This window comes from Myxococcus sp. CA056, from assembly GCF_013336715.1.
In the GTDB taxonomy this organism is placed as follows: Bacteria; Myxococcota; Myxococcia; order Myxococcales; family Myxococcaceae; genus Myxococcus; species Myxococcus llanfairpwllgwyngyllgogerychwyrndrobwllllantysiliogogogochensis.
The window spans coordinates 25,379-49,460 of record NZ_JABUMT010000024.1; the positions used below are offsets into that span (position 1 = coordinate 25,379).

Genomic DNA, 24,082 nt, shown 5'->3' on the forward strand with positions numbered 1-24,082 from the left:
CGAGTTCGGCGCTGGCACGGGCCCGGCGGCTTTCTGCCAGCAAATCCCCCCCCGGACCCTGTCCTTCGTCGGGTGGTGGCAAGCGGAGGCTGATGGACGAATGCTTCTCCATGCGCGCTGCCCGACGGCGCAGGTGACGCCGCGAGCTCCATGCACTGAAACGCATCCCAGGCCGGATTTCCGGCCCCGGCGGGATGAGTGTCCTGCGGCAGTCAGTCCTCCGCGCGGCCAGTGAACACACCAGCCGCCGGCTTCCGACCCCGAGCCCGGAGGAAGGTGGCTGTCGGACAGACGGCCCCGCCCCTCAAGCGGCTTCCGCTACGCGGAGTGTGGCGCTACCGTCCCGCCTGGACCTTGGAGTCACTCCTCCGAGGTCATCACTGGCACGGAGGTTTCGTTCGGGTCTCCCAAGCAGGCTGTCTCCGGTCGCCTCCGCCTTCTGGCATCGCGTCCACGAAACCCCTGGCCGGTCCCTGTTGCGGCGACTTTGCAATCGGTTCCGGGTTCTTCGTGAGTCACGTCGGCATGATGGAAGCAGGACGCCCGGCACACCCTGAAGCCCCGTCCGCCTCGGCCACCTGCCACGCGCCCTCACGGATACCCACTGATGAACCGTTTCGCCGCCGTCCTCGTCATCCTGTCCTTGTTGTCCACCACCACCGCTCGCGCCCAACAGAAGTCGCCGCCACCCAAGGACGCACCCAAGACGGAAGCGCCCGCCGAACAGCAGCCCGCGGCGGAGGACCCTTCGCTGGACTTCGACCTGCTGGAGCCTGACGAGCTGGCGGGCGCGGCCAAGGTGGACCCGGAGCTGCAAGCGCGCCTCGACCGCCGCCGCACCATGCTCAAGCTGCACCAGGGGCTGGGGTTCGCGCTGGCCGCGGGGCTCGTCACCACGACGGTGCTTGGCCAGCTCCAGTTCAACGACTCGTTCCGCGGTGGCGGTGATGACCGCAACCTGCTGGGTCTGCACCGCGGCTTCGCCGTGGGCACCTCCGTCGTCTTCGCCTCCGTGGGCCTCTTGGGCCTGTTGGCCCCCAAGCCCCTGGAGAAGGAGGAGTTCCAGTGGGACACCATCACCTTCCACAAAATCTTCATGTCCATCGCGACGGCGGCGATGGTGGCGCAAATCATCCTCGGCATCATGGCGACGGACCGGTATGGGCGGCTGTCGGAGACGGACCTCGCCACCGCGCACCAGGTCGTTGGCTTCACCACCCTGGGCGCGGTGTCGGCCGGTATCTTCACGCTGTTCTTCTGAATCTTTTCGCCCGCGTGCCGTTGGGCATCGGGTGGGCTGACATTGATTTTCTGGAGATGGACATGACTGTTCGACGACTGGCGCTGCTCACCACCCTGCTTGTCTCCCTGCCTGCCCTGGCCCAGGGCACGGCGAAGGCGTATGCGCTGAAGAAGGACGCCAGCACCCTCACGTACCGACTCAATCACCCGGCGCACAAGGTCGTCGGCACGGCGAAGCCCATCGCCGGCAAGGCGAACCTGAAAGCGGACGGCACGCTGCAGGTGATGGTGGTCGCCAACGTGAAGGACTTCGACTCGGAGAACCAGAACCGCGACATCCACATGCAGGAAGTGACGGAGGTGGCCAAGTACCCCACCGTCGAGTTCAAGGGCGCGGCCACGGGGGTGACGGTGCCCACGACGTTCCCGACGAAGGTGCCGGTGACGCTCAAGGGGCAGCTCGACTTCCACGGGGTGAAGCAGAAGGTGGAGGTGCCGGTGACGGTGCTGTTCAAGTCGGCCACGGAGGTGACGACGGATGGCTCGTTCACCGTCAGCCTGGAGTCCTACAAGATTGAGCGTCCCTCGCTGCTGATGGTGAAGGTGGACGACGAGCTCGTGCTGGAGCCCAAGCTGGTGTTCGAGGTGGAGAGCAAGTGAGCACGTCGCGAAGAGGTTTCTTGAAGGGCATCCTCGGCACGAGCGCGGCGGGTGCGGCGGCGACGGCGCTGCCGGGCTGCGCGCCGGACATCGACCCCGCGCCGGTGACGGACGTGTCGGCCAGTGACGCGGGCACGGTGGACCTGTTGGTGTCGCGCTATCCGGACCTGGAGCGCGTGGGCGGGGCCATCACCGTGCGAGTGGCGGGCGAGGACACGCCGCTGCTCGTGACGCACGCGGCGCGGGACGACTACTCCGTGTTGTCGTCGCTCTGCACGCACGCGGCCTGCCCGCTGGGGTTCGACGGCCGGGAGGTCGTCTGCCCGTGCCATTTGTCGAAGTTCAATCCGGCGGATGGCTCGGTGACGCAGCGGCCGGCCACGGTGGGGCTGCGCAAGTTCGCCTCGCGGTACAACGCGGGGACGCAGGTGCTGAGCATCGACCTGCGCGCCGGAGAAGATGGCTTCCCGTCGGCGGTGGGCGGCGAGGTGCGCCTGCCTTTCGCCGAGTTCCCCACCCTGCGGGACAACGGCAGCGTGGTGGAGGGCGTCCCGGGCGGCTACGGCAAGCGCATCTTCGTTTTCCGGCTGGCGGACGGCTCGCTGTCCGCGGTGGACGGGCTGTGTACGCACCAGGCCTGTGAGGTGACCTCGCGGCCGGCGGAGCAGGACCTCATCTGCTTCTGCCACAACTCCATCTTCACGGCGAAGGGCGAGGTGACGCAGGGCCCCGCGGTGCTGCCGTTGAAGAAGTTCACCGTGACGGAGACCCCAGACGCGGTGGTGGTGACGGGCGTGCAGTGACGCTCGGTGGGCGACCTTCTCTCTGTCGGTGAGAGGGTTTGCACCGGAGGGCCTCGCGGGTTTCCACGAGTGTGGGGACTCACGAGGCCCTTGACGTTTTCGCGCGCGCCGAGAGCGAGTGGGGCCTCTTGTACCCCATGGACAAATCGAGCATGGATCTCCCGGGGAAATGGAATCCATGCCGACCAACCGGTTTTGTCCGAGGCTGTCCTGGCGAAGTGGGGCCTGGGTGTGGGGCTTGTGGCTCGGGCTTCTGGTGCTGCCATTGCGTGCGAGGGCGGAGATCTCCCCCGACGTGCGGCGCTACCTGCTGTCCATCAACCGGCTCATCGAGGACCTGGCGTATGAGCGGGCGCTGGAGCAGATCGCTCGCGCGAAGAAGGTGTCGAAGGGCCCCGAGGACGACGTGGCGGTGTCTCTCTATGAGGGAGTCACGTTGGCGGAGCTGAGTCAGGGGCGGCAGGAGGAGTCGGACGCGGCCTTTCAGGCGGCCCTCTTCCTGAATCCAGACGCGAAGCTGCCGCTGACGGTGTCGCCGAAGCTGCGCAAGCGCTTCGAGGCGGTGCGGCAGAAGGTGTTGAAGGAGCTGGCGTCGCGCGGTGAGCGCCCGGACGCGTTGAAGATGGACGTCCCTGCGTCCCCGCAGCCGGTGGTGCGCGCTCCCGTGGGGTCTCCCGCACCGGTGGCGGAGGTGGCCACGGAGGGCTCCTCGCTGCGAGAGCGGGCGTGGATGCCTGCCGTCGTGGGTGGGGTGTTGGCGGTGGGGGGCGGGGTGATGTGGTTCCTGGCGTCGAAGGAGCAGGGGAAGCTGGATGAGCCGTCCGAGGACATCCGTACGGAGAAGGATGCGCGCGCGGTGGCTTCGCGGACGCGGTCGCTGCAGTCGGTGGGCGTGGGGCTGTGGGTGGGTGGGGCGGTGGGCCTGGGCGTGGCGACGGGGATGTACCTGCTGGGGGCACCGGAGCCGGGCCCGCTGGCGCTGACGGTGGGGACGGATGGCACGTCCGCCTTCGTTACCGGGAGGTGGCCGTGAGGTCGCTGATGCGCATCACGATGGCGGTGCTGGTGGCGGCGGGGTTGCTTGGCATCGCGTCGTGCATCGACGTGGATGGCGCGACGAACAAGTGGTGCCGGGAGAACCCGGGGATCTGCGACGACGACGCGAGTGATGCCGGTGACGCGGGTGATGCCGGTGACGCGGGTGATGCCGGTGACGCGGGTGATGCCGGTGACGCGGGCGATGCCGGTGACGCGGGGCCGAGCTGGCAGCCGACAGCGGCGATGGCTGAGCCGCGCTTCAGGCACACGGCCACCCGTCTGCTCGACGGCAGGGTCCTGGTGGTGGGGGGCTTCAAGGACTGGGATGTCCCTACCGCGTCAACGCAGCTCTACGACCCCCTGAAGGACGAGTGGTCCGACGCGGGCACCCTGCCCGCCCCCCGGGCGGCGCACACGGCCACGCTTTTGAATAATGGCGAGGTTCTGATTGCAGGAGGCGAGAACGGGTCTGGACCCGTGGCCACCACGCTGCTGTACAACCCCGACGCGGGCACTTGGACGGACGCCGATAACTTGAACGAATCGCGCAGCCACCATGCCGCGGTCCTGTTGTCCTCGTCGGGAGAGGTCCTCGTCATCGGGGGCGGCTTGAGCGAGACGACAAGCCTGGCCACGGCCGAGCGCTACAACCCGATCGGCGGCTGGGTCCCCACCTCGGGTAGGCTGTCGAAGACGCGCAACATCCCGGCGGCCGTGGAGCTGCACGGGGGGGCGGTGCTGGCCGTGGGGGGCCTCGGTACAGGGCGGTTCGACGCGGAAACCTATCAGCGGGACGCCGGGAGCTGGTCGCCGGTGGCGTCCTCCATGGAGGTGCCTCGTTTCGGCCATACCGCGACATTGCTGGAGTCTGGAGAGGTGCTGGTGGTGGGCTCGGATGAGAAGCCGGGGAACCCGCCCTTCAGCAACATCGCGGAGCTGTTCGTCCCGGGCACTCGGACCTGGAGGGATGCGGGCACGCTGACGGAGCGTCGGGGCTCGCACACGGCTACGACGCTGCTGACGAAGGACGTGTTGGTTGCCGGAGGAACCCCCGACCAGGACAGCTCGCTGCGCACCGTGCTGCTCTACCGCCCCTCGGTGGGCTGGAGGGATGGTCCCGACATGCTGGAGGCCCGCTCGCTCCATCAGGCCACTCTCCTGACGTCAGGGGAGGTGCTCATCACGGGGGGCGTCGCGAACAGCGGTGCGGCGCTGCTCACAACGGAGAAGTACGTCCCCTGAGGCCGGACCCAGGGGGCCACCGAGCCGCGCGCGGGCACCCTCATCCCCGCGCGCTCTCTCCAAAGCCATCCGTGGACCGGGCCAGCTCGCGCCACGCGGTGCCCAGGATGCCGCAGGACTCGCGGGGTCTGCCCTGCATCCGGTTCCAGTTCGCGAGCGGCCAGTACTCCCGCTGGGAGTTCGAGCGGGACGGTGAGGAGGTGCTCGTCGAGGCGGACGGGCCGTTGTCGCTGAATGACCAGGGATTGATGGTGGACGCGGCGCTGGCGGGAGTGGGGCTCGCGTATGTCTTTGAGGCGCAGGCCTGGAGCAGTGGCGACTGATGATGCGCGTGCTGGAGGACGGGTGTCCCCTCCGTGGGGTTCTTCCTGTACTTCCCGAGCCGGCGTCAGCTCCCGATGGCGCTGAGGGCCTTTATCGACTTCCTCCAGGCGCCGGCTTGAGCACGGGCGCGGGCGTGACTGAAGATGGAGGGATGTCGAGCGACTTCAAGCGGCTTCTGGACAAGGCCTGGGCGTGGTTGGGTCCGCTGCCCGAAGAGGAGTTGCCGCCGTGGTCAGAGAGCATTGTCCGCCAGGTGGACATGAAGGGATCGATGTCGAGCGACTTCAAGCGGGGGCAGTCGGAGCTCTTCACGGGGTTGCTGCCTCGCCCCGAGGGGGCTCCGTGGACGAAGTACACGACGGTGCCGGTGAACCTGAACGGCGTGCTGCCGACCGACTTCAAGCTGCGTCTGGCAGAGACCATCGCGTGGTGCCTGCCTCGTGCCGAGGCGGCTCGGGCAGGGGACACGACGCGCACGGCGGAGCTGATGCCGCCGGTCTGCGGCCATGATGGAGACACCTTTCTGGACCTGGTGCTCAAGACTCCGGATGTCCCCAGGGAGGCCGTGGGCTTCATCGCCGAGAGACGTCGTGAGGCACTGGCGCGGATGAACATGCCGCTGCCTCCGCTCGGAGATCTTGCCGGTGGATGGGTGTTCGCGACCGACTTCAGCACCGACATCTGTGGCGCCGCGACGGCACCCTCGAATGGCTTCCTGGACGACTACGACGTTCCCGGTTGGGACACGTGGTTCGCGCACCAGGAAACAGGAGAGATGGGCGGCATCATCTACGGCTGGGTGCCGCCTGCCTTGCTCACGTTGGCTGAGAAGGGGTTCTACGTCATTCCCGTCACGAGCGCGTGGTGGCTCAGGGATGAGGACCTGCGTCGCCTCATGTCGTCATGACGAGGCGAGCGGAGGTCAGCGCAGTCGGGACCAGAAGGAGCGACGCGAGGAGATGCGCTCCAGTGCGCGCTGAAGCGCTTCGTCGGCGTCGGCGTGTTTCGCGATGTCACCCATGGTGACGATGCCGATGAGGCGGTCATCGCGTTCGACGACGGGGACACGGCGAATCTGTTCGCGGGCCATGATGTCGACGAGGGTGTGAAGCGTCTCGTCGGGTGTGGCGGCCGGGACGTCATCGGTCATCACATCCGAGGCGCGCAGTTGCTCGGGGGGTTGTCCACCCGAGAAGGCCTGGATGGCGATGTCCCTGTCGGTGACGATGCCTTCGAGTCGGCCGTGCTCGTTGACGATGGGGATGACGCCACAGTCCTCTTCCTTCATCAGCCGAGCGACCTCGCGCAGCGAGCTGTCACGTCGCGCGGTGCGCACGTTGCGAGTCATCACCTCGCGAGCGGTCAACGGCTCGCGTTGCCACCTCCTCCGCTCGGTCTCGGCCAGAGGCGACGCTCGGAAGTCCTGGCTGCGGTCCTCGCGAATGTGGTCGGCGGCGCGCGTGCGCTCTTCACGCTGTCGCTCGTCCTGACGCGAACGCTCATCGGACGGAGCCCTCCGTGGACGGGCCTCGAAGTTGAACTCCTCACCCGGCGAGACTTCCCTCCGCGAGCGCACCTCGGGAGCGACAGGCTCCTCGCGTGATGGAGTGCTTCCGCGCGAACGAGCATCGAAGCTGAACTCCTCGCCCGGCGAGACTTCCCTCCGCGAGCGAACCTCGGGAGCGGCAGTCTCCTCGCGCGACGGAGTGCTCCTGCGCGAGCGAGCCTCGAAGCGGAAATCCTGGTCCGGTGTCACATCCCTCGACGAATAGTCCTCGGGCGGGCTGAGCTCCCGCTGCGTTCGCGGCTCCCTTCGCGAGCGGTCCTCGAAGCCACCGCGCTCCCGACGTGCCTGTTCCTCCCTCCACGCGCGGTCCTCGCCGCTCTCCACCAGCGGCTCCCTACCCGAGCGCTCGCTCAACTCTCCGCGGGAGCGCGCTTCACGCCGGGCCCGGTCCTCATCATCCCACGCCTGGCCGCCGTACCCGGTGCGGTCCCATGCGCGGTACTCCGCGGGCTGGGGCGCCAGCTCCCGGTCGTGGTCCCCCATCAGCGGCCGTGGTCCGATGCCCGTGGCATAGCGGTCGTCGCGGTCATCGCGCCCGTACGGCCCACCCCGCACCCCGCCACTCGCCCAGGCCGCGCCACCCCGGTCCTCCACATCGGTCCGAGGCTGCGCCATGCGCTGCGAGGCGCCCCGGTAGAAGCGTCCCTCGCGCACGGAGGGCGACTCGTCCCGCGCCGGGTTCCAGCCCGAAACATCCGACTCGCCCCGCTCCCGCGAGCCAGGAGGCGCCGCATCGGCTGCCCGAGCCGGCTCCGTCCCCAGTCCAGGCCGAGAAGGCCCCAGCGTCTCACCCTTGCCGTTGTCCAAGCTTCGATGCGCCATGCCGCGAAGGCTGGAGACGCCCCCGGTCCCCACCAACCAACCCAGGTGCCCCAAGGGCGAGGACTGTTCGCTCCCTGGCAGCCCCGCCGCCGCGAGCGCCCACGAGCGAACATCCACCCGCCTCGAACCCGACACCCCGCAACGAAAAACGCGTGCCCTCGGATGAGGACACGCGCCGGTACAGCGACACGAAGGGCGACCGCTCTCAGCAGCAGGGGTCGTTCTTCTCCTCGCAACAGGCCTGCGTGGTGGAGACCTGGGGCGCCGTGCTCTGCGTCTCGGTGGAGGACGTGGACGTCGCCGCTCCATCGCCTCCGTGGATGCGAGCGAGGTCCTTCACGAACAGCTCCTTCAGGGTCTTCACCTTGTGGCTCTTCATGATGCATCTCCCGTCGAGGTGTGAAGCCGGCCGCCGAAACCGGCCGGCGACGTCAGCCTAGGTCTCGCCACGGAGCGCGGGAAGTGTCTCGTGTTTCACGCTGCACCGTGTCTCAGCGCCCACGCGGAGACACTGAAATGTTCCAGCTCACCAGTGCATGACACAGCGCGACGCGCGCGCATTGTCACACCGGAAGGCGCCTCGCGTCATCGCTCGACGGCCCTCCCGGGCTCCGGACGAGCACACGCCCCAGCCCCTCGGGCCCGCGCGCGTCCTGAAAGTCAGACGGCCCGGAGCATGTCTGTCTTCACGACGGCGTCAGTGGACCGCCCAGCGCTCGGCGATCTCCTCACAGGCGAGCACCACGTCCGTGAGCCGGCGGATGTGCGCTCGAGGCGCGGTGAAGATGGTGCCCGCGAACACATCCACCACCTGCACCATGCGGTGGTCCGACGGACCCAGCTGGCACAGGTGCTGCTCCGCGAAGCGCTGCAACATCGTCCCGATGTACTGCCCCGAGCGCTCATCCAGCGGGTGGTGCTTGGAGAAGTAGAGCTTCATCAACCCCACGCGCGGGTTGCCGTGGCGGTCCATGCGCTGGAGGATGACCTCGGGGCGCACGCTGATGGTGACGCCCGCCATCTCCAGGACAGGCGGCTCGGCGCCCACGGCGCTGACGATGGTGTCCTCCAGACCGAGCCACGGCACCACGTCCGCGAAGCGCTCCAGCGCCTCGGAACAGAGGTGAAGCCGCTGCGCCTCGAACTCCGACTGCGGCACGCTGCACGCGAAGCGGCGCTGGTGGTCGCGGAGGATGGCGGGGTCCAGGTCACGACAGAGGAAGTCGGTAATCGCGTGAGAGGCCTCGGGATAGCGCAGGTACTGCTGCTCGGGTGGATGCTTCTGGTCGTAGATGATGCGCTTGCGACGAGCGGGGGTCGCGATGAGGTACTCACCCAGCTTGTTCACGGACACACGCGGCAGCTCACGGACTTCCGCCATGGAGTTCCTCCCCCTGGATGCTGGCGAATGAGCACACAGTACAGAGGGGGGCTGACATTCCGTTGACGGCGTGAGTGATTGAAAACAGGGGCCTCACCGCGCACGTAGGGCCGTCGCGGTGAGGGCTGGCCCAGACGTCAGTCCTTCTCTTCCTCCAGGCTGCCGGGGAAGGCGGTCCAGTAGAGGTCGGGGAGCGGGTTGGTGCCGGCGTCGCTGCGAGGGCCGTCACCGTCCGGGATGTCGTCGAGGATGGCGCCCGGGGTCCTCTCCGTCGGGTCCATGGGTTGGGCGCGCCGGTCCTTGTCCGGAGTGCCGCGGTCAGGCGCCGAGTCCTCCCCTGGCGCGTCCTGGTGGCGGGGCCCGGTGGGGCGCCCGTAGTAGTCCTCGGCGGGTTGGGGAGCGGGCTGTCGTCGCTTGTCCTGCGCCATGGTGGAATCCTCCGCCTGGATACGGTCGTGACGGGGAATGCGTACCGCAACCCGGCTATCGTTCCGGGCCGGAGTCCGGGGGGCAGGCGAGCAGGCGCGAGGAGCGCGCTCCCCTTGAAGGAAGAGGAGGGTGCCGATGCCCGAGAGGCGTGACGAGCCGACCGCGACGTTGACGGAGCCTCGGCTCCACCTGGGGTGCCAGTCCTGTGGGGCCCTGTTGGTGTTGGAGCCGTCGCTGCGCACCACGCGGTGTCCCTACTGCGCGGCGCCGTCCGTGGTGGAGCGGCCGCCGCGGCCCGGGGTGCCGGAGCCCGCCTTCGCGCTTGGCTTCGCGCTGACGCACGCGGCGGCGCGGGAGAAGGTGTCCCGGTGGTTGCGCTCGCGCAGCCGCTTCACCCGCAACGGCATCCGGAGCGCGGAGCCGGGGGACGTGCATGGCCTCTACGTGCCCGCGTTCCTCTACAGCGCGCTGGCGAAGTCGAGCTTCCAGGCGACCATCGGCGAGCACTACCAGGAGCGGGAGAGCTACACGACGACGGAGAACGGGAAGACGGTGACGCGCACGCGCACGGTGACGCGCACCGAGTGGCGGCCCTTGCAGGGTGAGCTGGAGGGCTACGTGGCGGACGTGCTCGTCACGGCATCGAATGGCTTGCGCAACGAGGAGCTGGAGGCGCTGGAGCCCTTCGACTTTCGCGCGCTGGCCCGCTACACGCCGGCGCTCGTGTCCGGGTGGGTGGCGGAGGAGCCCTCGCTGACGAGGGATGCTTGTCTGGAGGGCGCGCGCCAGGAGGTGGGCGAGCTGATGTTGAACAGGCTCGGGGCGCTGATGCCGGGGGACACGCACCGGGATGTGAGCCACGACACGCGGTTGGATTGGGAGTCGCTGGACGTGTGTCTGTTGCCCGTCTGGGTGTTGCCCGTGCGCTACGCGGAAGGGGAGGAGCCCCTGCGAGTGCTCGTGAACGGGCAGACGGGGGAGGTGCATGGGAAGGCGCCTCTCTCGACGTGGAAGGTGCTGGCCGCGGTGCTGGTGGGAATCCTGCTGGTGTTGGGTGTCGTGCTGTACGTGGGGGGAGGCGTCGGATGAGCGAGGCCGCGCGGGTGGCAGCGTGTGAGCGGTGCGCGTGCGAGCTGGAGGCGGAGGACCTGCGCTGTCCCATCTGTGGACTGGCGACGCCGCCTCCGGAGCGAGCGGTGGCGACGCGCGAGCGGGCGCGGGTGGTGCGCTGCGAGAGCTGTGGGGCCGCGGTGGAGTACTCCGTGGAGGCGAGGGCGCCACGGTGTGCCTACTGCGGCGCGGTGACGCATGTGGAGATGACGGTGGACCCGGTGGACCAGGCACAGGGGTGGTTGCCCTTCACCGTGGACCCGAAGGCCGCGAGCGAGGCGCTGGGGCGCTTCCTGGGGCACAAGGCGTTCTTCCGGCCGTCGGGCCTGGCGAAGGAGGCGTCGCTGGAGTCGATGCGTCCGCTGTGGTGGCCGGCGTGGGTGTTCCAGGCGGGTGTGGCGGTGAGCTGGACGGCGGACTCGGACGCGGGGGCGCGGCGCTCGGATTGGGCGCCGCATGCGGGACGCACGCGCCTGGACTTCACCAACATCCTGGTGCCGGCGTCGCGAGGGCTGAAGGTGAGCGAGTGCGACACGCTGACGCCGCGCTATCGGTTCGAGCTGGCGGAGAACGAGGGGCGCGGGCCGGAGGAGGCCAGCGTCGAGCGCTTCGAGGCGACTCGCTCGGGAGCGCGGAAGACGGTGCTGGCGGCGGTGGAGCGGCTCGCGAGGGAGCATGTCCAGGAGAGTGGAGACATCCCCGGGAGCCGCTTCCGGAATGTCCATGTGGCGGTGGCGCTCTCCAGTCTGCGCACCACGCGGTGGGCGCTGCCTGTGTATGTGCTGGCCTATCGCTATCGCGGCAATCCGTACCGGGTGCTGGTGCACGGACAGGATGCGGAGCTCGTGTTCGGAGAGACGCCCCTCTCCAAATGGCGCGTGCTGGGTGTCGTAGTGGCGTTCCTCGTCTTCATGGCGGCGGTGCTGTTCTTCACGGGAGGGCTGTCTTAGCGGGTGAACGGGCTGGACCTCGGAGGTCCAGCTGACGTGTTGCCTGTGGAGCGTGAGGGCTCACTGCTCGGAAGTGTCGTCGCGCGAGGATGCGTCGGAAGTGCCCTGGCGCGAGGGTTCACTGCTCGGAAGAGTCGTCGTCGCGCGAGGCATCGTCGGAGCTGTCGTCATCGCGCGAGGCGAGGTCCGAGCTGCCTTCCTCGTGCGGAGAGTCATCGGCCATGTCGTCCGTGCGTGAGTCCCGCCGCCCGTCCGCCTCCTCCGCGAACGAGCGAGTCACGCCCCGAAGCCCCGGCACGCCGAACACCCGCGCCGCCTCCTCCGCCAGCGCCCCAGCGGCATCGACCTCCTCGGGTCCGGAGGGCGGCACCGAATCCGCCACACCGGGCTCCAGTGGAACGGACGCCTCCTCCGCCGTCAGGTCCTCCGGATGCAGGCCGCCCTCGAGCAGCTCCGCCTGATTGCGCCGGCTCGTCGCCTCCATCGCCACGCGAGCCACCTCCTCGGCCGTCGCGTGCCGCCCCTGCCCCGGCGCATGGATGCTCAGCCACCCACGCAGCACACCCCCCATCTCATCCGCCGTCTGGAACCGGTCCGCAGGCTCCCTGCGCAGCGCGCGCAGCACCACCGCCGCCAGTCCCTCCGGCACATCCTCCACGAGCCGCGCCACCTGCTCCGGCTCCAGGCTCTGCATCCGCGCGGCCACTTCCTCCACCGGCATCCACGTGGGGCCCTGCGCCTCCAACTCGAGCCCCTCGGGCAGCGGCGGGGGCGCCGTGTCCTCCACCGCCAGCGGGTGCCGCCCCGTCAGCAGCTCCAGCAACACCAACCCCAGCGAGAAGATGTCCGAACGGGCATCCACCGGCGCCCGCACCAGGGCCTCCGGTGACGCATACGCGATGTCGCCCTTCACCAGCGGGCGGCTCGTCTCCTCGCGTCCCTCCAGCCGCGACGCGGCCACCGTGAAGTTCGTCAGCTTCACATCCCCATGGGTCCCCACGCGGATGTTCCGCGGGCTCACATCGCGATGGACGATGCCCAGCGGCCGGTTCCAGTCATCCACCGCGCCATGCGCGTGGTGGAGCGCGTCCGCCACCTCCGCCACCACGAACGCGGCCAGCGGCGCCGACACCGGCCTGCGCCGCATCGCCGTCAGGTTCAGCAGCGTGTCCAGCGAGCGCCCCTCCACGTACTCCATGACGACGTGGGGCGCCCCCCGGTACAGCTTCATCTGGTGCACTTGCGCGATGTTGGGGTGCTTGAAGCGGAACGTCAGGCTCACCTCCTCCACCAGCCGGCGCCGCTCCACGAAGGTGGCCGGGCTGCGCAGCCGCTTCACCACCACGAGCCCGCTCTGCCCGCCCCGGTAGCGACGGCGGGCCAGCATCAACAGCTCTCCGGTGGAGCGGACCTCCAGCTTGCGGACGAACTCGAACACCGTGCCGCCCACGTTGAACAGCACCCGGGGCCGGCGCGGTCCTCCGGGAAGATCCTCCGTCGTCGTGTCGGGCGTCGTCATGGCCTGCCTTTGAACCTGGGAAGTGGTGGGACTGCTACAGGATGCCTGAGGTAACACGAAAGGCAACCCAAGTGGAATGTCAGAGGTTGACTGACAGTCGATAGACCTCTGGAGTTGGATGCCAAAGAGGCGGGGGAGCGCCTCAGTCGTCCCGCTTGCGCCAGGGCCGCAGCGCGCCGCTCAGGACGTGCATCCGCCTGCGCAGCCAGGACCGCCAGGGGACGGACGTCGGGGCCGCGGGCTCCGTGGGAGGTGTGCCTGGAGGACCCGAGTCCGAGCCCGCCCCGGGCCTGTCCTCCCGGCGCATCCACTGGCGAAACTCCCGCGCCTCCTCGTCTCCGTCGAAGAGCGCCTCGTCCTCCTCGGTGACGGCCTCGTGGGGAGGGCGGGGAGGAAACAGCGGCTCGTCCCAGGAGCTGTCCGCCTGCTCCAGCGCCGCGCTCAGTGCCCCACACAGCTCCGCGCCCGTGGGGTAGCGGCCCGCGCCGTACTTGCTCAACAGGCGCAGCACGATGGCATCCAGCACCGGAGGGACGCGCGGGTTGAGGACGGAGGGAGGCTTGAGCTCGGCGGACTCGATGCTGGCCAGCAGCGCGGAGGGCGGCAGGTGGGCGCGGTAGGGGAAGACGCCCGTCAGCACCTCATGGAAGACCAGGCCCAGGGAGTACAGGTCATCGGTGGGCACGAAGCGATAGCGCGAGCCCGGGATGCGAGGCCCCAGCCAGAAGCGCAGCGCCTCCGGGCTGCGGTAGCTGGGCGTGCCCGGAGGCAGGCGGTCCTCCGTCAGCGACGGCGCGCACGCATGGTCCCCCGAGCCGAAGTCCACCAGCACCGGCTGACCATCCGAGGCGCGGACGATGATGTTGCTGCCCTTGAGGTCTCGGTGGACGACGCCCGCGCGGTGGATGGCGTCCAGCGTGAGGGCCAGCGAGGCGAACACCTCCGTGGCCCGGCGCGGCGTGGCCTGGGGACTGGACGCCCACCGCGACAGGGTGGGGCCCTCCACATAGTCCATGATGAGGTAGAGGTAGCCGCGGTGCAGGTCCGGCCACCGCAGGTAGCCGAGCAGCTCCACCACGTTGGGATGGTCCAGGTGCATCAGCAGCCGGGCCTCCCGCTGGGTGCGCGCGTCCACCCGGGCCTCGTCGTTCTCGGAGGGGCCCTCCAGCGCGAACTTCAGCGCCACCGTGCCGCGCGTCTGGGTTTCCGCCAGGAAGATGGCCCCATAACCGCCGGTGGCCAGCCTCCGGATGATGCGCAGGGCGCCCAGCTCTTCAAAGGGCTGCAGCAGCAACGGGTGCGTCGATTCGAGGTCGCTCATCGCCCCGTCCTCCCCTGGCTGGACCGACCCGCGTGAGGTGCGCGGAGTGAAGGACCTTCAAGGTTGAGCTCCAGACGGCGGATTCGAAACGGGAGGTGCATGTGTGGCCTATGGATTGGACCTTGGAGGTCATTAGCACGGCGGACGCCTTTTCGGGTAGTCTCCTGCCGTGTGGGGTAGGGTTCGGGACAGGTGACGTGGTAGGGAGACTCGAAGAGAGGCGCGAGGACGATGAACCAGGAACTGGCCATCACCGTGGGCGCGGCGGCGAGGGCGGCGCGGGCCCGGCTGGGGCTCACCCAGGCGGACGTGGCCGAACGGGTGGGCATCGCGATGGAGGTCTACAGCCGCATGGAGCGGGGGCGGGTGCTGCCCAGCGTCACCACCCTGCGCCGGTTGTGTCTGGTATTGCGCATGGACGCGAACGCGCTGCTGGGATTGGCGGAGGGCCTGCCGGTGGCGCCCGGCCCCTCCGTGGCGACGCGCTCCGAGGACCCGCCCGCCCTGCGTCGGCTGGTGAGGGCGCTGCGCGCGTTGGGGCCCGACGAGCTCCGGGCCGTGGTCCAACTCGTCCACGGCGCGCTGGGGTTGCTGCGCCGCTGAGTCCCGAGCGGGAAGGGGCTTCCCGCGCCGGGGGGACGGGAAACTTGCGCCAGGGAGCGGCCGTGCGACGCTCCCGGCCATCATGCGTGAGCCCGTCGACCACAAGCTCGCGGCCATCCTGGGAGGAGCGGCTCGCGTCGCCCGCCTGCGATTGGGCCTGACCCAGAGCGACGTGGCCGAGCGCGTGGGCATGGCCATGGAGGTCTACAGTCGGCTGGAGCGGGGGCGAATGTTGCCCCGTACCCAAACGCTCAAGCGGCTGTGTGACGTCCTCCAGGTCTCCTCGGATACGCTGTTGGGTGTGGGACGGGGCGGTGCCTCGCTCACGCCGGTGGCCTCCCGGAAGCCCGAGCGGGAGGACCCACTGGAGCTGCGCCGGATGACTCGCAAGCTGCGGGAGCTGGAGCCGTCCCAGCTCCGGGCGGTGTCGCGCGTGGTCAACGCCGTCGTCGCGGTGATGCCGCCCGTGGCGCCGGCGAAGCCCGTGCGCGCGGTGCGCCGCCGCAAGGCCACCGGCTAGGCGGCCCGCGGCGCGGGGCTGGGAATGCGGTGGGGCCGGGTGTTGAATCCTGGCCGGGCCGTCATCCGTCAGGGCCTTGGACGGACGTCCAGTCCCCCGCACCCCTCACGTGCGGTACCACCGTCATTCATTCCAGGAGGCCCGCCCGTGACGACGCTGCGCAAGGTGATGCTGGTGGACGATGAGGAGGACATCCGCGCCATCGGCAAGCTGAGTCTGAGCCGGGTGGGGGGGTGGGACACGGTGCTGGCCGCGTCGGGGAACGAGGCGCTGACAAAGGCCGCGGCGGAGCAGCCCGACCTCATCCTGCTGGACGTGATGATGCCCGGCATGGACGGGCCCACCACGTTCAACAAGCTGCGCGAGCAGGACGCGACGTCGCGCACGCCCATCATCTTCATGACGGCGAAGGTGCAGAAGCAGGAGGTGGCCCGCTACCTGGAGCTGGGTGCGGTGGGGGTCATCGGCAAGCCGTTCGACCCGATGACGCTGCCCAAGGAGATTCGCAAGCTGGTGCCGGAATGAGGGGCTCCCGCCTGTCCAAGCGCTCGGTGGCGCTGGCGGTGGGGGCGCTGCTCACGCTGTGCGCCCTGTTCGTGGTGGGCCGTCCGTGGGGGATGGCGGAGAGCGACGGATATCGCACGCGGCTGCAGCAGCTCCGCCTCGCCAGCGCGGAGCTGGAGCAGGACGTGCTGCGCGCGCGGTTGGGGCTGCCGGAGCTGCATGGCTCGGAGAGCTCCGCCTTCGAGGCGCTGAAGGCCCGCGCCGAGACGCTGCGCGACGTCCCATCCTTCCTTTCCGAGGAGGAGCGGCGGGTGATGGCGGCCTCGCTGGAGGCATACCTGCGCGCGCTGGAGGACAACCGGGCGCTGCTCGTGCGCTCGCGGCAGGCGCAGGCGCGGGGGGAGCGGCGCGAGGCGGACGTGGCGGTGCAGGCGTTGCTGGAGCGCTCCGCCAGCGCGCAGGCCGAGCGGCTGGTCACCACGTTCCTCCAACTGCATGAGCGGGCGCAGCTGAGCAACGAGCGCTCGCGTGTCGTCTTCTTCGCGGTGTCGCTGGTGCTGGGCGCGTACGTGGTGGTGGTGCTGGTGCGGCTGTCGCGCGCGTCGGGTGAGCTGGCCACGCTCAACGAAGTCCTGGAGAAGCGGGTGGAGGAGCGCGGCCAGGCGCTGCTGCTGGCGGGCGAGGAGCAGCGCACCACGGAGGCGCGCAAGGCGGCCATCCTGGAGGCGGCGCCGGACGGCATCCTGCTGGTGGATGAGGCGGGGCGGCTGTTGGAACTCAACCCCACGGCGGAGCGCGTCTTCCGGCTGAAGGCGTCAGAGGCGGTAGGGCGGGACTTCCTGGCGCTGGCGCTGCCCGCGTCCCTGCCGGCCGGCAAGCGTGAGGACGTGGCGGCGGCGCTGCGCGAGGCGTCGGGCAACGCCACGCGGCTGGAGTCGCCGTGCCTGCGCGCGGACGGGAGCATGTTCCCCGCGGAGCTGACGCTGGCGCGGGTGCCGGGAGAGGGCCCGGCGCGCTTCACCGCCTTCGTGCGCGACATCACCGAGCGCAAGGAGGTGGAGCGGATGAAGAACGAGTTCGTCTCCACGGTGAGCCACGAGCTGCGCACGCCGCTGACGTCCATCCGGGGCTCGCTGGGGCTGTTGGAGGGCGGCATCGTCGGGGAGATGCCGGAGCAGGCGCTGGACATGGTGCGCATCGCCCGCTCGAACACCGAGCGCCTCATCCGCCTCATCAACGACATCCTGGACCTGGAGAAGATGGAGGCGGGCAAGCTGGAGCTGAAGCTGGCGCCGCTGGAGGGGCTGGAGCTGGTGGAGGCGACGTTCAGTGGCCTGCGCGGCGTGGCGGACGCGGCGGGGGTGTCGCTGCGCGCGGTGGTGGAGGATGCGCCCCGGGTGAAGGGGGACAGGGACAGGCTCATCCAGGTGCTGACGAACCTGGTGTCCAACGCGGTGAAGTTCTCCCCGCGCGGGGCGGAGGTCGCGGTGCACGTGCGGCTGGAGGCGCCAGGCCGGGTGCGCTTCAGCGTCGTGGACCGGGGGCCGGGCATCCCCGAAGTGCAGCGGGGACAGTTGTTCGCGCGCTTCCATCAGCTCGACGGCTCGGACACGCGCTCCAAGGGGGGCACGGGGCTGGGGCTGGCCATCTCCCAGGCCATCGTGAACCAGCATGGCGGGAGCATCGAGGTGGAGAGCGCGCTCGGCACGGGCTCCACGTTCACCTTCACGCTGGACGCGGCGCGTTCGGTGTCGGGCTCGCATCCGGTGGTGGGCGCGTCGGTGAAGGACTCCTCCCGGTACAACGTGCTGGTGGCCACGGCGGACACGGATTTGTCCGCGTTGTTGCGTGGGTTGCTGTCGCAAGAGGGTTACCGGGTGGTGCGGGCCGCGAGCCTCGCCGAGGCGGCGAAGGTGCTGGAGGAGACGCCGCCGGACGCGGTGGTGCTGGACACGCAGATGCCGGATGGGCAGGCGCTGGACTGGGTGCGGAGCCTGCGCGAGCAGCCGCGCACGCACGAGCTGCCGGTGCTGGCGGTGTCGGGACGCTCGGCGGAGGGCGAGGGGGTGGGGACGCCGCTGTGGGTGGACTGGATGTCGCAGCCCTTGGAGGAGTCGCGGCTGCTCAGCGCGCTGCGGCACGCCATGCGGCGGCCGGGGCAGGCGCGGGTGCTGGTGGTGGACGACGACGTGGCCACGCGGCGGGTGATTTGCGCGCGGCTGGAGCGGCTGGGGACGGTGCAGGTGTTCGAGGCGGCGGATGGGGAGAGCGCGGTGGCGTTGGCGCGCGAGACGCCGCCGGACCTCATCGTGTTGGACGTGGGGTTGCCGGGGCTGGACGGGTTCGAGGTGGTGGATATCTTGAGACAGGGGCGGGGGCGGGCCACGCCGCTCATCGTCTTCACGGGGCGGGACTTGTCGCGCGCGGACCAGCGGCAATTGACGCTGGGAATTACGCGGCATCTGAGCAAGGCGCGCTCGTCGGAGGAGGAGCTGGTGGCCTCCGTGCGCGAGCTGCTTCATGAGCTGCTGTCCCACAAGGACGGCGGCCTGGAGAAAAGGGCTGTGTCATGAACGACGCCAAGACGCTCCTGTTCCTCGAGGACGACAAGGACTTGCAGACGCTGGTCTGTGCGTTCCTGCGGGAGAAGGGGTTCCGGGTGGAGTCGGCGCGCACGGCGGCGGAGGCGCGCACGTTGCTTGCGAAGATGCCGGTGGACGCGGCGATAGTTGACGGGTTGTTGCCGGGGGTGACGGGGGCGGACTTCATCCGGGAGCTGCGCAAGACGCAGCCGGACCTGCCGGTGTTGTTCGCCTCGGCGTTCTGGAAGGACTTGAAGAGCCACGAGCTGCTCACGCGGCAGTTGCGGGTGGCGCGCATCATCCACAAGCCCTACCGGCCGGAGGAGCTGTACCTCTGGGTGAATCAGCTCTTCACCAAGGCGTTGCCGCCCGCGCCGCCGGGGCTTCGGGCGTTGGCGGACGTGGACCTGGTGCGTGACGAGCTGGCGGCGAGCCTGGTGGCGTTGAATCAGGAGTACGGCTCGCGGCTGAAGGACAAGGTGGGGGGGCTGGAGGTGCTGCTGGGCGAGGCGCGGGTGGGGCGGCGGGAGGCGTTGGAGGAGGCGACGCTCGTCGTGCACAAGCTGCATGGGACGGCGGGCAGCTATGGGTTCACGGAGGTGAGCCTGTCGGCGGGGCGGCTGGAGGACGTGCTGCGGTCGGCGAAGGACGTCTCGCGGTTGGACTGGGGCGTGGTGGACGCGGCGTTCCGGGAGCTGGCGAGGACGGCGTCGGTGCCGGTGAAGTCCGCGCGCAAGGAGGGCCCCGCGGCGGTGTTGCCGACGGAGGGAGTGTTGTTGGTGGTGGACGAGGACGCGCGGATGTTGGCGGAGGCGGAGCGGTTGGGGCGTGCGCACGTGGTGCGGGTGTTGCCGGCGCGGACGGCGAGCGAGGCGGTGGCGGTGGCTCGCAAGCAGTGGGTGGATGGGGTGCTCATCCACATGCATCTGGGTGGGGAGATGGGGGGCATCCAGGCGGCGCATCAGCTGCGGTCGGTGGAGGGCCTGGGTTCATTGCCCCTGGGCTTCACGGAGACGGCGGGAGGGTTGGAGGACCGGGTGGCGGCGGCGCATGCAGGGGCGTCGTTGTTCCTGCCGAGGCCCTTCACGGCGCAGGACTTCGCGGCGGCGGCGGAGCGGATGGTGGCGGCGCGGCGGCCGGAGCGCGCGAGGGTGTTGGTGGTGGACGACGACCCGGAGGCGATTGCGGCGCTGGTGCACTCGCTGGCGAGCGAGCAGGTCGAGGTGGTGGGGTTGGGGGATGCGCACCAGTTGATGGAGGCTTTGGCGGAGCATCGGCCGGACCTGTTGTTGTTGGACGTGCAGATGCCGGGGCCGAGCGGGTTTGATTTGTGTCGCATCCTGCGGTCGACGCCGGCGTGGCAGGAGTTGCCGGTGTTGTTGATTACGGCGCACCTGGGGTTGGAGTTCCGGCTGGCGGCGTTCCAGGCGGGGGCGGACGACTACATCTCCAAGCCGGTGTTGAAGGAGGAGTTGAGGGCGAGGGTGCAGGCGCGGCTGGAGCGGGCGCGGCTGTCGCGGGAGCGGGCGGAGCGGGATGCGTTGACGGGGTTGTTGCTGAGGCGGCCGTTCATCGAGGGGCTGAGGGCGAGGCTGTCGGAGGCTCAGCGTCAGCAGCGCCCGTTGGCGTTGTGTTTCCTGGATGTGGACCACTTCAAGCGGGTGAATGACCGGTATGGGCACCTGGCGGGGGACAGGGTGCTGACGCGGTTGGGGAGGTTGTTGGGGGCGCGCTTCCGGAGGGAGGACGTGCGAGGGCGGTGGGGCGGGGAGGAGTTCGTGGTGGGGTTGTTGGGGGAGACGAAGGAGCGCGCGAAGGCGATTCTGTCGCGGACGCTGGCGGAGGTGGCGGAGATGACCTTCGACGGCGACGGGGGCGAGTCCTTCGGGATTACGGTGAGCGGCGGCATCGCCGAGGCGCCCGGAGACGGGGCGACGATGGAGGAGCTGCTGCGCGCGGCGGATGCGCGGCTGACCCGCGCGAAGTCGAACGGGCGCAACCGCATCGAGGTGTGAGCCAGGGTCGCTGGGAATCCGCGCCAGGCACCGGGCCCCCGGAAGTAGGGGCCCGGCCACCCGAGGTCAATCGGGTGAATAGGCGTCGCGGTGTCTGGCCTCGATGACGCCCGGCAGCGGCTCGAACTTGCCATTCGTCCGGGCGAGGTAATCGAAGGTCTCGCTCGTCCATCCTTCACCCCCGTAGGCTTCCATCAGGGCGGAGCCCACCTCGGCGGGGGTCTTGGCGTTGGCGAGGGCATCGATGAGCCTGTTGGGGGGGAATGTGTCGTCCTGTCCCCGCCGCGATTCGCCCTTGTGCTCTTTCTGCCAGTTCTCGACGTACTTCTTGGCGCGGTCCGATAGCGCCATGGCGTCCTCGGCATTCAACGTCAACAGGACGTCGTTCTCCTTGTCGAACGCGGACTGGTCCACCTCCGTGTTCTCCTTCGATTGGAAGTTGCGCGCGAACTGCTCCTCGACGTCGCCCTTCGCACCCTCCAGGAACAGGGAGACCTCGGTCTTGGACGTGTCCTCGGTGTTGTCCGCGTTGAAGTGCTGTTCGATGCGCACGGGTGTTCCGTTGTGCAGCTTCGCGTCGAAGGACCTGTCGTAGGAGCCGTCGGCGTAGGTCGTCTTGACGTACTCCAATCGGGTGTCATTGATGTTCACCGAGGCTTCGAAGGGGCCAAGCCCCACGTCGAGGCTGGTGGCGGACTCGGCATTGAGCTTCTCCACCGTGGCCGACTTGGCGACGCCCGGGCCGTCCTGGGCGGGGAACGTGCCGTCCTTCAGGAACTGCTCATACGCCGCCTTGCCCTCCGGCGTGCCGACGTCGAACTCGGCTGTCTTGAGCCGGAAGGTCTCCAGGCTCTTCGTGTTGCCCACGCCGATGCTTGCCGGACCAACACTGAGGCCCAGGCTTCCGCGGCTCTCGACGGCCTCCGTAGGACCCGCTGTCACCTGGATGGTGGTGGGCCCCGTCTTGTCGACGGAGAACGAGTTTCCCTTCCCTTGGGTGAGGCCCGACTCGGCGCTGATGCCCCTGAAGGCGCCGCTGAGCGTGGTGCCACTGAACCGCGAGTCGTTCAGGGTGATGGAGGTGCCCTCGGGCATCGTCTCCGGCCTGGCGGGGTCCGGCGTGGGGATTTGCTTGTTCTTCAGCTTCTCGTACTCGGCGGTCGGCATTTTCAGCTCGTACTCGGCCTTCACGCCGTAGGTCTTCTCGACCCCGAACTCGAGCTGCTTCTTGTTTTCAATGCTGGCGCCGCCCGAAACCGCCATTTCGGTTTCCATCGTCACGGTGGTGATGCCTTCCGCCTCCTTGACGGAATCCGTCTTCTCGTAGGTGGCGCTGCCGCTGAAGGGACCCATCGGCGGGTTGGTGAGCTCGAAGGCTCCGGGAGGCAGCTCGGTGCTGGTCTCCGCGAGGCTCGAGCCGAGGATGCCTGCCTTGCCCAGGGAGGGCGGAGGCGTCGTCTGGCCCGTCAGATTGAGCTTCGCGCCGATTCGATTCGCCGGCTCGAAGGAGTCGACGGGAGCAAGGGGAGCAGGGGGCGGAGGAGGGGGTGGCGGCGCCGGGGGCGGGGCCGTGGGTGCCTGGGTAGCGTTCGTGGTGTCGACGGCGCCAGGGGGACGAAAACGGATGCCAAAGCTCAAGGGGGAATCTCCGTGCGGCGCGCGGATCTGGGGGGTGATGCCCGCGCTTCCTGCCCAGAGGAGCGGAACCGTGACGACCTGGCGCATTTCCCCTGCATTCAGCGCGCGCTTTCGGCACGAACGCCCGGAATCCAAGGGGTTGCGCGAGCCAGGGCGCGCCGCAGGTATCGACCCCGCCCATACCGCCTTCGACTCGCTGCGAGCTTTCCTCCAGAGTCTCTGATTCAGTCCTCACGCCAAGGCCCGAGAACCAGGCCTTGGGGCACCCGCGCTCAGGTCGCGACGTCTACTTCCACTTCCCGAAGGAGACGGTGCTCTTGAATCCACTGACCACGGAGTCCTTCATGTCGCCGGCTGTGTCCTTGGCGCCCTCGTAGATGGCCTTGGACTTGCCGGCGGCGACCGCCCAGCTGTGGCTCTCCCGGATGTCAACCATCCCATCCACTCCGCGCTCCTTCAGCTTCTTCGTCTCACTGACCACGCCATCTGCCTGTTCGACCAACGGTGACATGTCGCCCGGGTCGTTCCAGACAGAGACGGTTGCCTTTCCATTCTTCAAGGCCTGGATGACCTCCGGAGAGGCGTCCTTGATGTCCTTGTATCTCGTGATGAACGACACCGGCCTCGGGGCATTGTCGGTGATGTGTTGTTGCATCGCCGCCGCGGTGTCGCTCGTCAGCGCTCCGTCAGGAGTGTTGATACCCATGGTGGCATTGGGGAGCTTGTCGCCCAGGGCCTCCCGAATCCACGCCGCCTCGTAGGGGTTCACGCTGAACATCAACCGCTCGCCCGGGATGCCGGAGTCCACTATCTGCTTCACCATCTCCGTCACGGCGGCCTTCTTCTTTATCGAATTCTCCTCAATCTCCTGCGGAGTAGCTCCACCTTTGAAGGCATCGAGCTTGACGTCTACCTTCACGCCCACCCCCAGCGCCTTCCCTTTCGCGAGCCAATCCTGAAAGGAGAGCTTGGGGTCGTACTCGTCATGGTTCATCTCCATGCCGCCGTCTTTCTTCATCTGGAGATCCCCCTCGACCCAGTTCTTCCCCTCCTCCACGGCCTTGTTGAAGTCATGCTGCGTGTTCGTCGCGTGGGCGTTGTTGGCCTCGGAGAGCTTCTGGCCTGGTTTCCATTGCCCCTGATAGTCCAGCGGCTTGTGCTCCCTCTGGAGCTCCTTCGCGGCCTTGTCCTTACCGGACGCCTGAAGCTCGGTGACGGTCGCCCCGCCTAGCAAGACCGCGCCAATGGGGTTCTGGGTCTTCATGTCCTGCAGCACATCGTCGAACTGGTTGAGCTGACCGCTGTTGGGGAGGCCATCGGCCAGCGCCTTGCCCAGGGCCTGCTGCCCCTCCGGCCCCGCTCGCTCCGCCACCGCCGCCAGCGCGTTCAAGCTGTCGCGGGTGATGCCGTTCTTCTTGCTGTCATCCTTGTCCTTGCTGACCCGGACGCCCAGCTCCGCTCCCACCTGCTGAAGCGTGGGCTGCGTCATGCGAATGAGCCCATTCACATACGCCGTGTCCAGCGCCGGTTGCGCCTGCACCAGCTCTTGCAACTTCGTGGTGGCCGCCTTCGCGCCTCCTGTGCGGTATGCGTCCGACACCTGCTGCGCATGCTGTTGCGCGAGCGGGGGCACATCCATCGGAAGGATGTTGGGCCCCTTCCCTGGCGCGGTCACGAACTCGTCGCGCGTGGGCATCCCGGTCGGACCTTGCACGGGACCTGGCGGGGGTTCCTGTGGCGGAGGCGGGGCCGGGGGCTCGGTCTTCAGGGGCTGTGCGACCACGGGGGCCTGACGTCGAACGCTGTCGTACC

At 69.0% G+C, this 24,082-nt stretch carries 22 protein-coding genes; 14 read left to right on the top strand and 8 right to left on the bottom strand.

All coding sequences use genetic code 11. The features are described 5' to 3' along the window. Positions 1-607 precede the first annotated feature (607 nt). The 7 genes from HUA76_RS43610 (at position 608) to HUA76_RS43640 (ending at position 6,216) form a co-directional block, all read left to right on the top strand. A complete protein-coding gene (locus tag HUA76_RS43610) occupies positions 608-1,261 on the top strand; it encodes a hypothetical protein (protein WP_246137581.1) in 654 nt (217 codons plus the stop codon). 62 nt (positions 1,262-1,323) lie between these two features. Next, positions 1,324-1,902 (top strand): YceI family protein, encoded by a 579-nt coding sequence (locus HUA76_RS43615; protein WP_174464275.1) that lies wholly within the window; start codon positions 1,324-1,326, stop codon positions 1,900-1,902. Then, complete coding sequence (locus tag HUA76_RS43620) at positions 1,899-2,705, top strand: Rieske 2Fe-2S domain-containing protein (RefSeq protein WP_174464276.1); 807 nt, start codon at positions 1,899-1,901, stop codon at positions 2,703-2,705. The genes HUA76_RS43615 and HUA76_RS43620 overlap by 4 nt, the downstream gene beginning before the upstream one ends. 229 nt (positions 2,706-2,934) lie before the next feature. Continuing rightward, positions 2,935-3,738: a hypothetical protein gene (locus tag HUA76_RS43625; protein ID WP_371745784.1), complete on the top strand. Its 804-nt coding sequence runs from the start codon at positions 2,935-2,937 to the stop codon at positions 3,736-3,738. Next, a complete protein-coding gene (locus HUA76_RS43630; RefSeq protein WP_174464278.1) occupies positions 3,735-4,985 on the top strand; it encodes a kelch repeat-containing protein in 1,251 nt (416 codons plus the stop codon). The genes HUA76_RS43625 and HUA76_RS43630 overlap by 4 nt, the downstream gene beginning before the upstream one ends. Positions 4,986-5,056: 71 nt before the next feature. Then, positions 5,057-5,308: a hypothetical protein gene (locus HUA76_RS43635; protein ID WP_174464279.1), complete on the top strand. Its 252-nt coding sequence runs from the start codon at positions 5,057-5,059 to the stop codon at positions 5,306-5,308. A gap of 152 nt (positions 5,309-5,460) precedes the next feature. Next, positions 5,461-6,216: a hypothetical protein gene (locus tag HUA76_RS43640; protein WP_254614890.1), complete on the top strand. Its 756-nt coding sequence runs from the start codon at positions 5,461-5,463 to the stop codon at positions 6,214-6,216. Between the two features lie 15 nt (positions 6,217-6,231). On the opposite strand, the gene HUA76_RS43645 is transcribed toward HUA76_RS43640, so the two are convergent. From HUA76_RS43645 to HUA76_RS43660, 4 genes are all read right to left on the bottom strand, one after another. Next, positions 6,232-7,698: a CBS domain-containing protein gene (locus HUA76_RS43645; RefSeq protein ID WP_174464280.1), complete on the bottom strand. Its 1,467-nt coding sequence runs from the start codon at positions 7,696-7,698 to the stop codon at positions 6,232-6,234. Between the two features lie 205 nt (positions 7,699-7,903). Continuing rightward, positions 7,904-8,077, bottom strand: coding sequence for a hypothetical protein (locus HUA76_RS43650; RefSeq protein WP_174456191.1), 174 nt, complete (start codon positions 8,075-8,077; stop codon positions 7,904-7,906). A gap of 318 nt (positions 8,078-8,395) precedes the next feature. Beyond that, positions 8,396-9,079 (bottom strand): hypothetical protein, encoded by a 684-nt coding sequence (locus HUA76_RS43655; protein ID WP_141647784.1) that lies wholly within the window; start codon positions 9,077-9,079, stop codon positions 8,396-8,398. A 137-nt stretch (positions 9,080-9,216) separates the two neighbouring features. Further along, the gene (locus HUA76_RS43660) at positions 9,217-9,507 is read right to left on the bottom strand and encodes a hypothetical protein (protein WP_174464281.1); all 291 of its coding nucleotides are present in this window, start codon (positions 9,505-9,507) and stop codon (positions 9,217-9,219) included. Between the two features lie 136 nt (positions 9,508-9,643). Between HUA76_RS43660 and HUA76_RS43665 the strand changes: the two genes are divergently transcribed. Further along, entirely contained in the window at positions 9,644-10,597 is a 954-nt protein-coding gene (locus tag HUA76_RS43665) for a hypothetical protein (protein ID WP_174464282.1), read from the top strand. Further along, positions 10,594-11,568: a zinc ribbon domain-containing protein gene (locus tag HUA76_RS46180; protein ID WP_174464283.1), complete on the top strand. Its 975-nt coding sequence runs from the start codon at positions 10,594-10,596 to the stop codon at positions 11,566-11,568. Before HUA76_RS43665 ends, HUA76_RS46180 begins: the two co-directional genes overlap by 4 nt. A 118-nt stretch (positions 11,569-11,686) precedes the next feature. On the opposite strand, the gene HUA76_RS46360 is transcribed toward HUA76_RS46180, so the two are convergent. Together HUA76_RS46360 and HUA76_RS43680 are read right to left on the bottom strand one after the other, a co-directional pair. Next, on the bottom strand, positions 11,687-13,087 hold the full coding sequence (locus HUA76_RS46360) for a serine/threonine-protein kinase (protein ID WP_174464284.1): 1,401 nt from the start codon (positions 13,085-13,087) through the stop codon (positions 11,687-11,689). 142 nt (positions 13,088-13,229) lie between these two features. Next, positions 13,230-14,408: a serine/threonine-protein kinase gene (locus HUA76_RS43680; protein ID WP_174464285.1), complete on the bottom strand. Its 1,179-nt coding sequence runs from the start codon at positions 14,406-14,408 to the stop codon at positions 13,230-13,232. 231 nt (positions 14,409-14,639) lie between these two features. On the opposite strand from HUA76_RS43680, the gene HUA76_RS43685 reads away from it, so the two are divergent. From HUA76_RS43685 to HUA76_RS43705, 5 genes are all read left to right on the top strand, one after another. After that, positions 14,640-15,011 carry a helix-turn-helix transcriptional regulator gene (locus HUA76_RS43685; protein WP_141647789.1) on the top strand — a complete coding sequence of 124 codons (372 nt, stop codon included), beginning with the start codon at positions 14,640-14,642 and terminating at the stop codon, positions 15,009-15,011. Between the two features lie 82 nt (positions 15,012-15,093). Further along, positions 15,094-15,531 (top strand): helix-turn-helix domain-containing protein, encoded by a 438-nt coding sequence (locus HUA76_RS43690; protein WP_174456196.1) that lies wholly within the window; start codon positions 15,094-15,096, stop codon positions 15,529-15,531. 147 nt (positions 15,532-15,678) lie between these two features. Continuing rightward, positions 15,679-16,056, top strand: a complete 378-nt coding sequence (locus HUA76_RS43695) for a response regulator (RefSeq protein WP_141647791.1) — start codon at positions 15,679-15,681, stop codon at positions 16,054-16,056. Beyond that, a complete protein-coding gene (locus HUA76_RS46185) occupies positions 16,053-18,608 on the top strand; it encodes a response regulator (protein WP_174464286.1) in 2,556 nt (851 codons plus the stop codon). Before HUA76_RS43695 ends, HUA76_RS46185 begins: the two co-directional genes overlap by 4 nt. Beyond that, complete coding sequence (locus HUA76_RS43705; RefSeq protein ID WP_174464287.1) at positions 18,605-20,632, top strand: response regulator; 2,028 nt, start codon at positions 18,605-18,607, stop codon at positions 20,630-20,632. Before HUA76_RS46185 ends, HUA76_RS43705 begins: the two co-directional genes overlap by 4 nt. A 66-nt stretch (positions 20,633-20,698) precedes the next feature. Here HUA76_RS43705 and HUA76_RS43710 read toward each other — a convergent pair whose 3' ends face one another. Together HUA76_RS43710 and HUA76_RS43715 are read right to left on the bottom strand one after the other, a co-directional pair. Next, positions 20,699-22,270: a hypothetical protein gene (locus HUA76_RS43710; RefSeq protein WP_174456199.1), complete on the bottom strand. Its 1,572-nt coding sequence runs from the start codon at positions 22,268-22,270 to the stop codon at positions 20,699-20,701. 286 nt (positions 22,271-22,556) lie between these two features. After that, positions 22,557-23,984 (bottom strand): hypothetical protein, encoded by a 1,428-nt coding sequence (locus HUA76_RS43715; protein ID WP_217440950.1) that lies wholly within the window; start codon positions 23,982-23,984, stop codon positions 22,557-22,559. Positions 23,985-24,082: the final 98 nt, after the last annotated feature.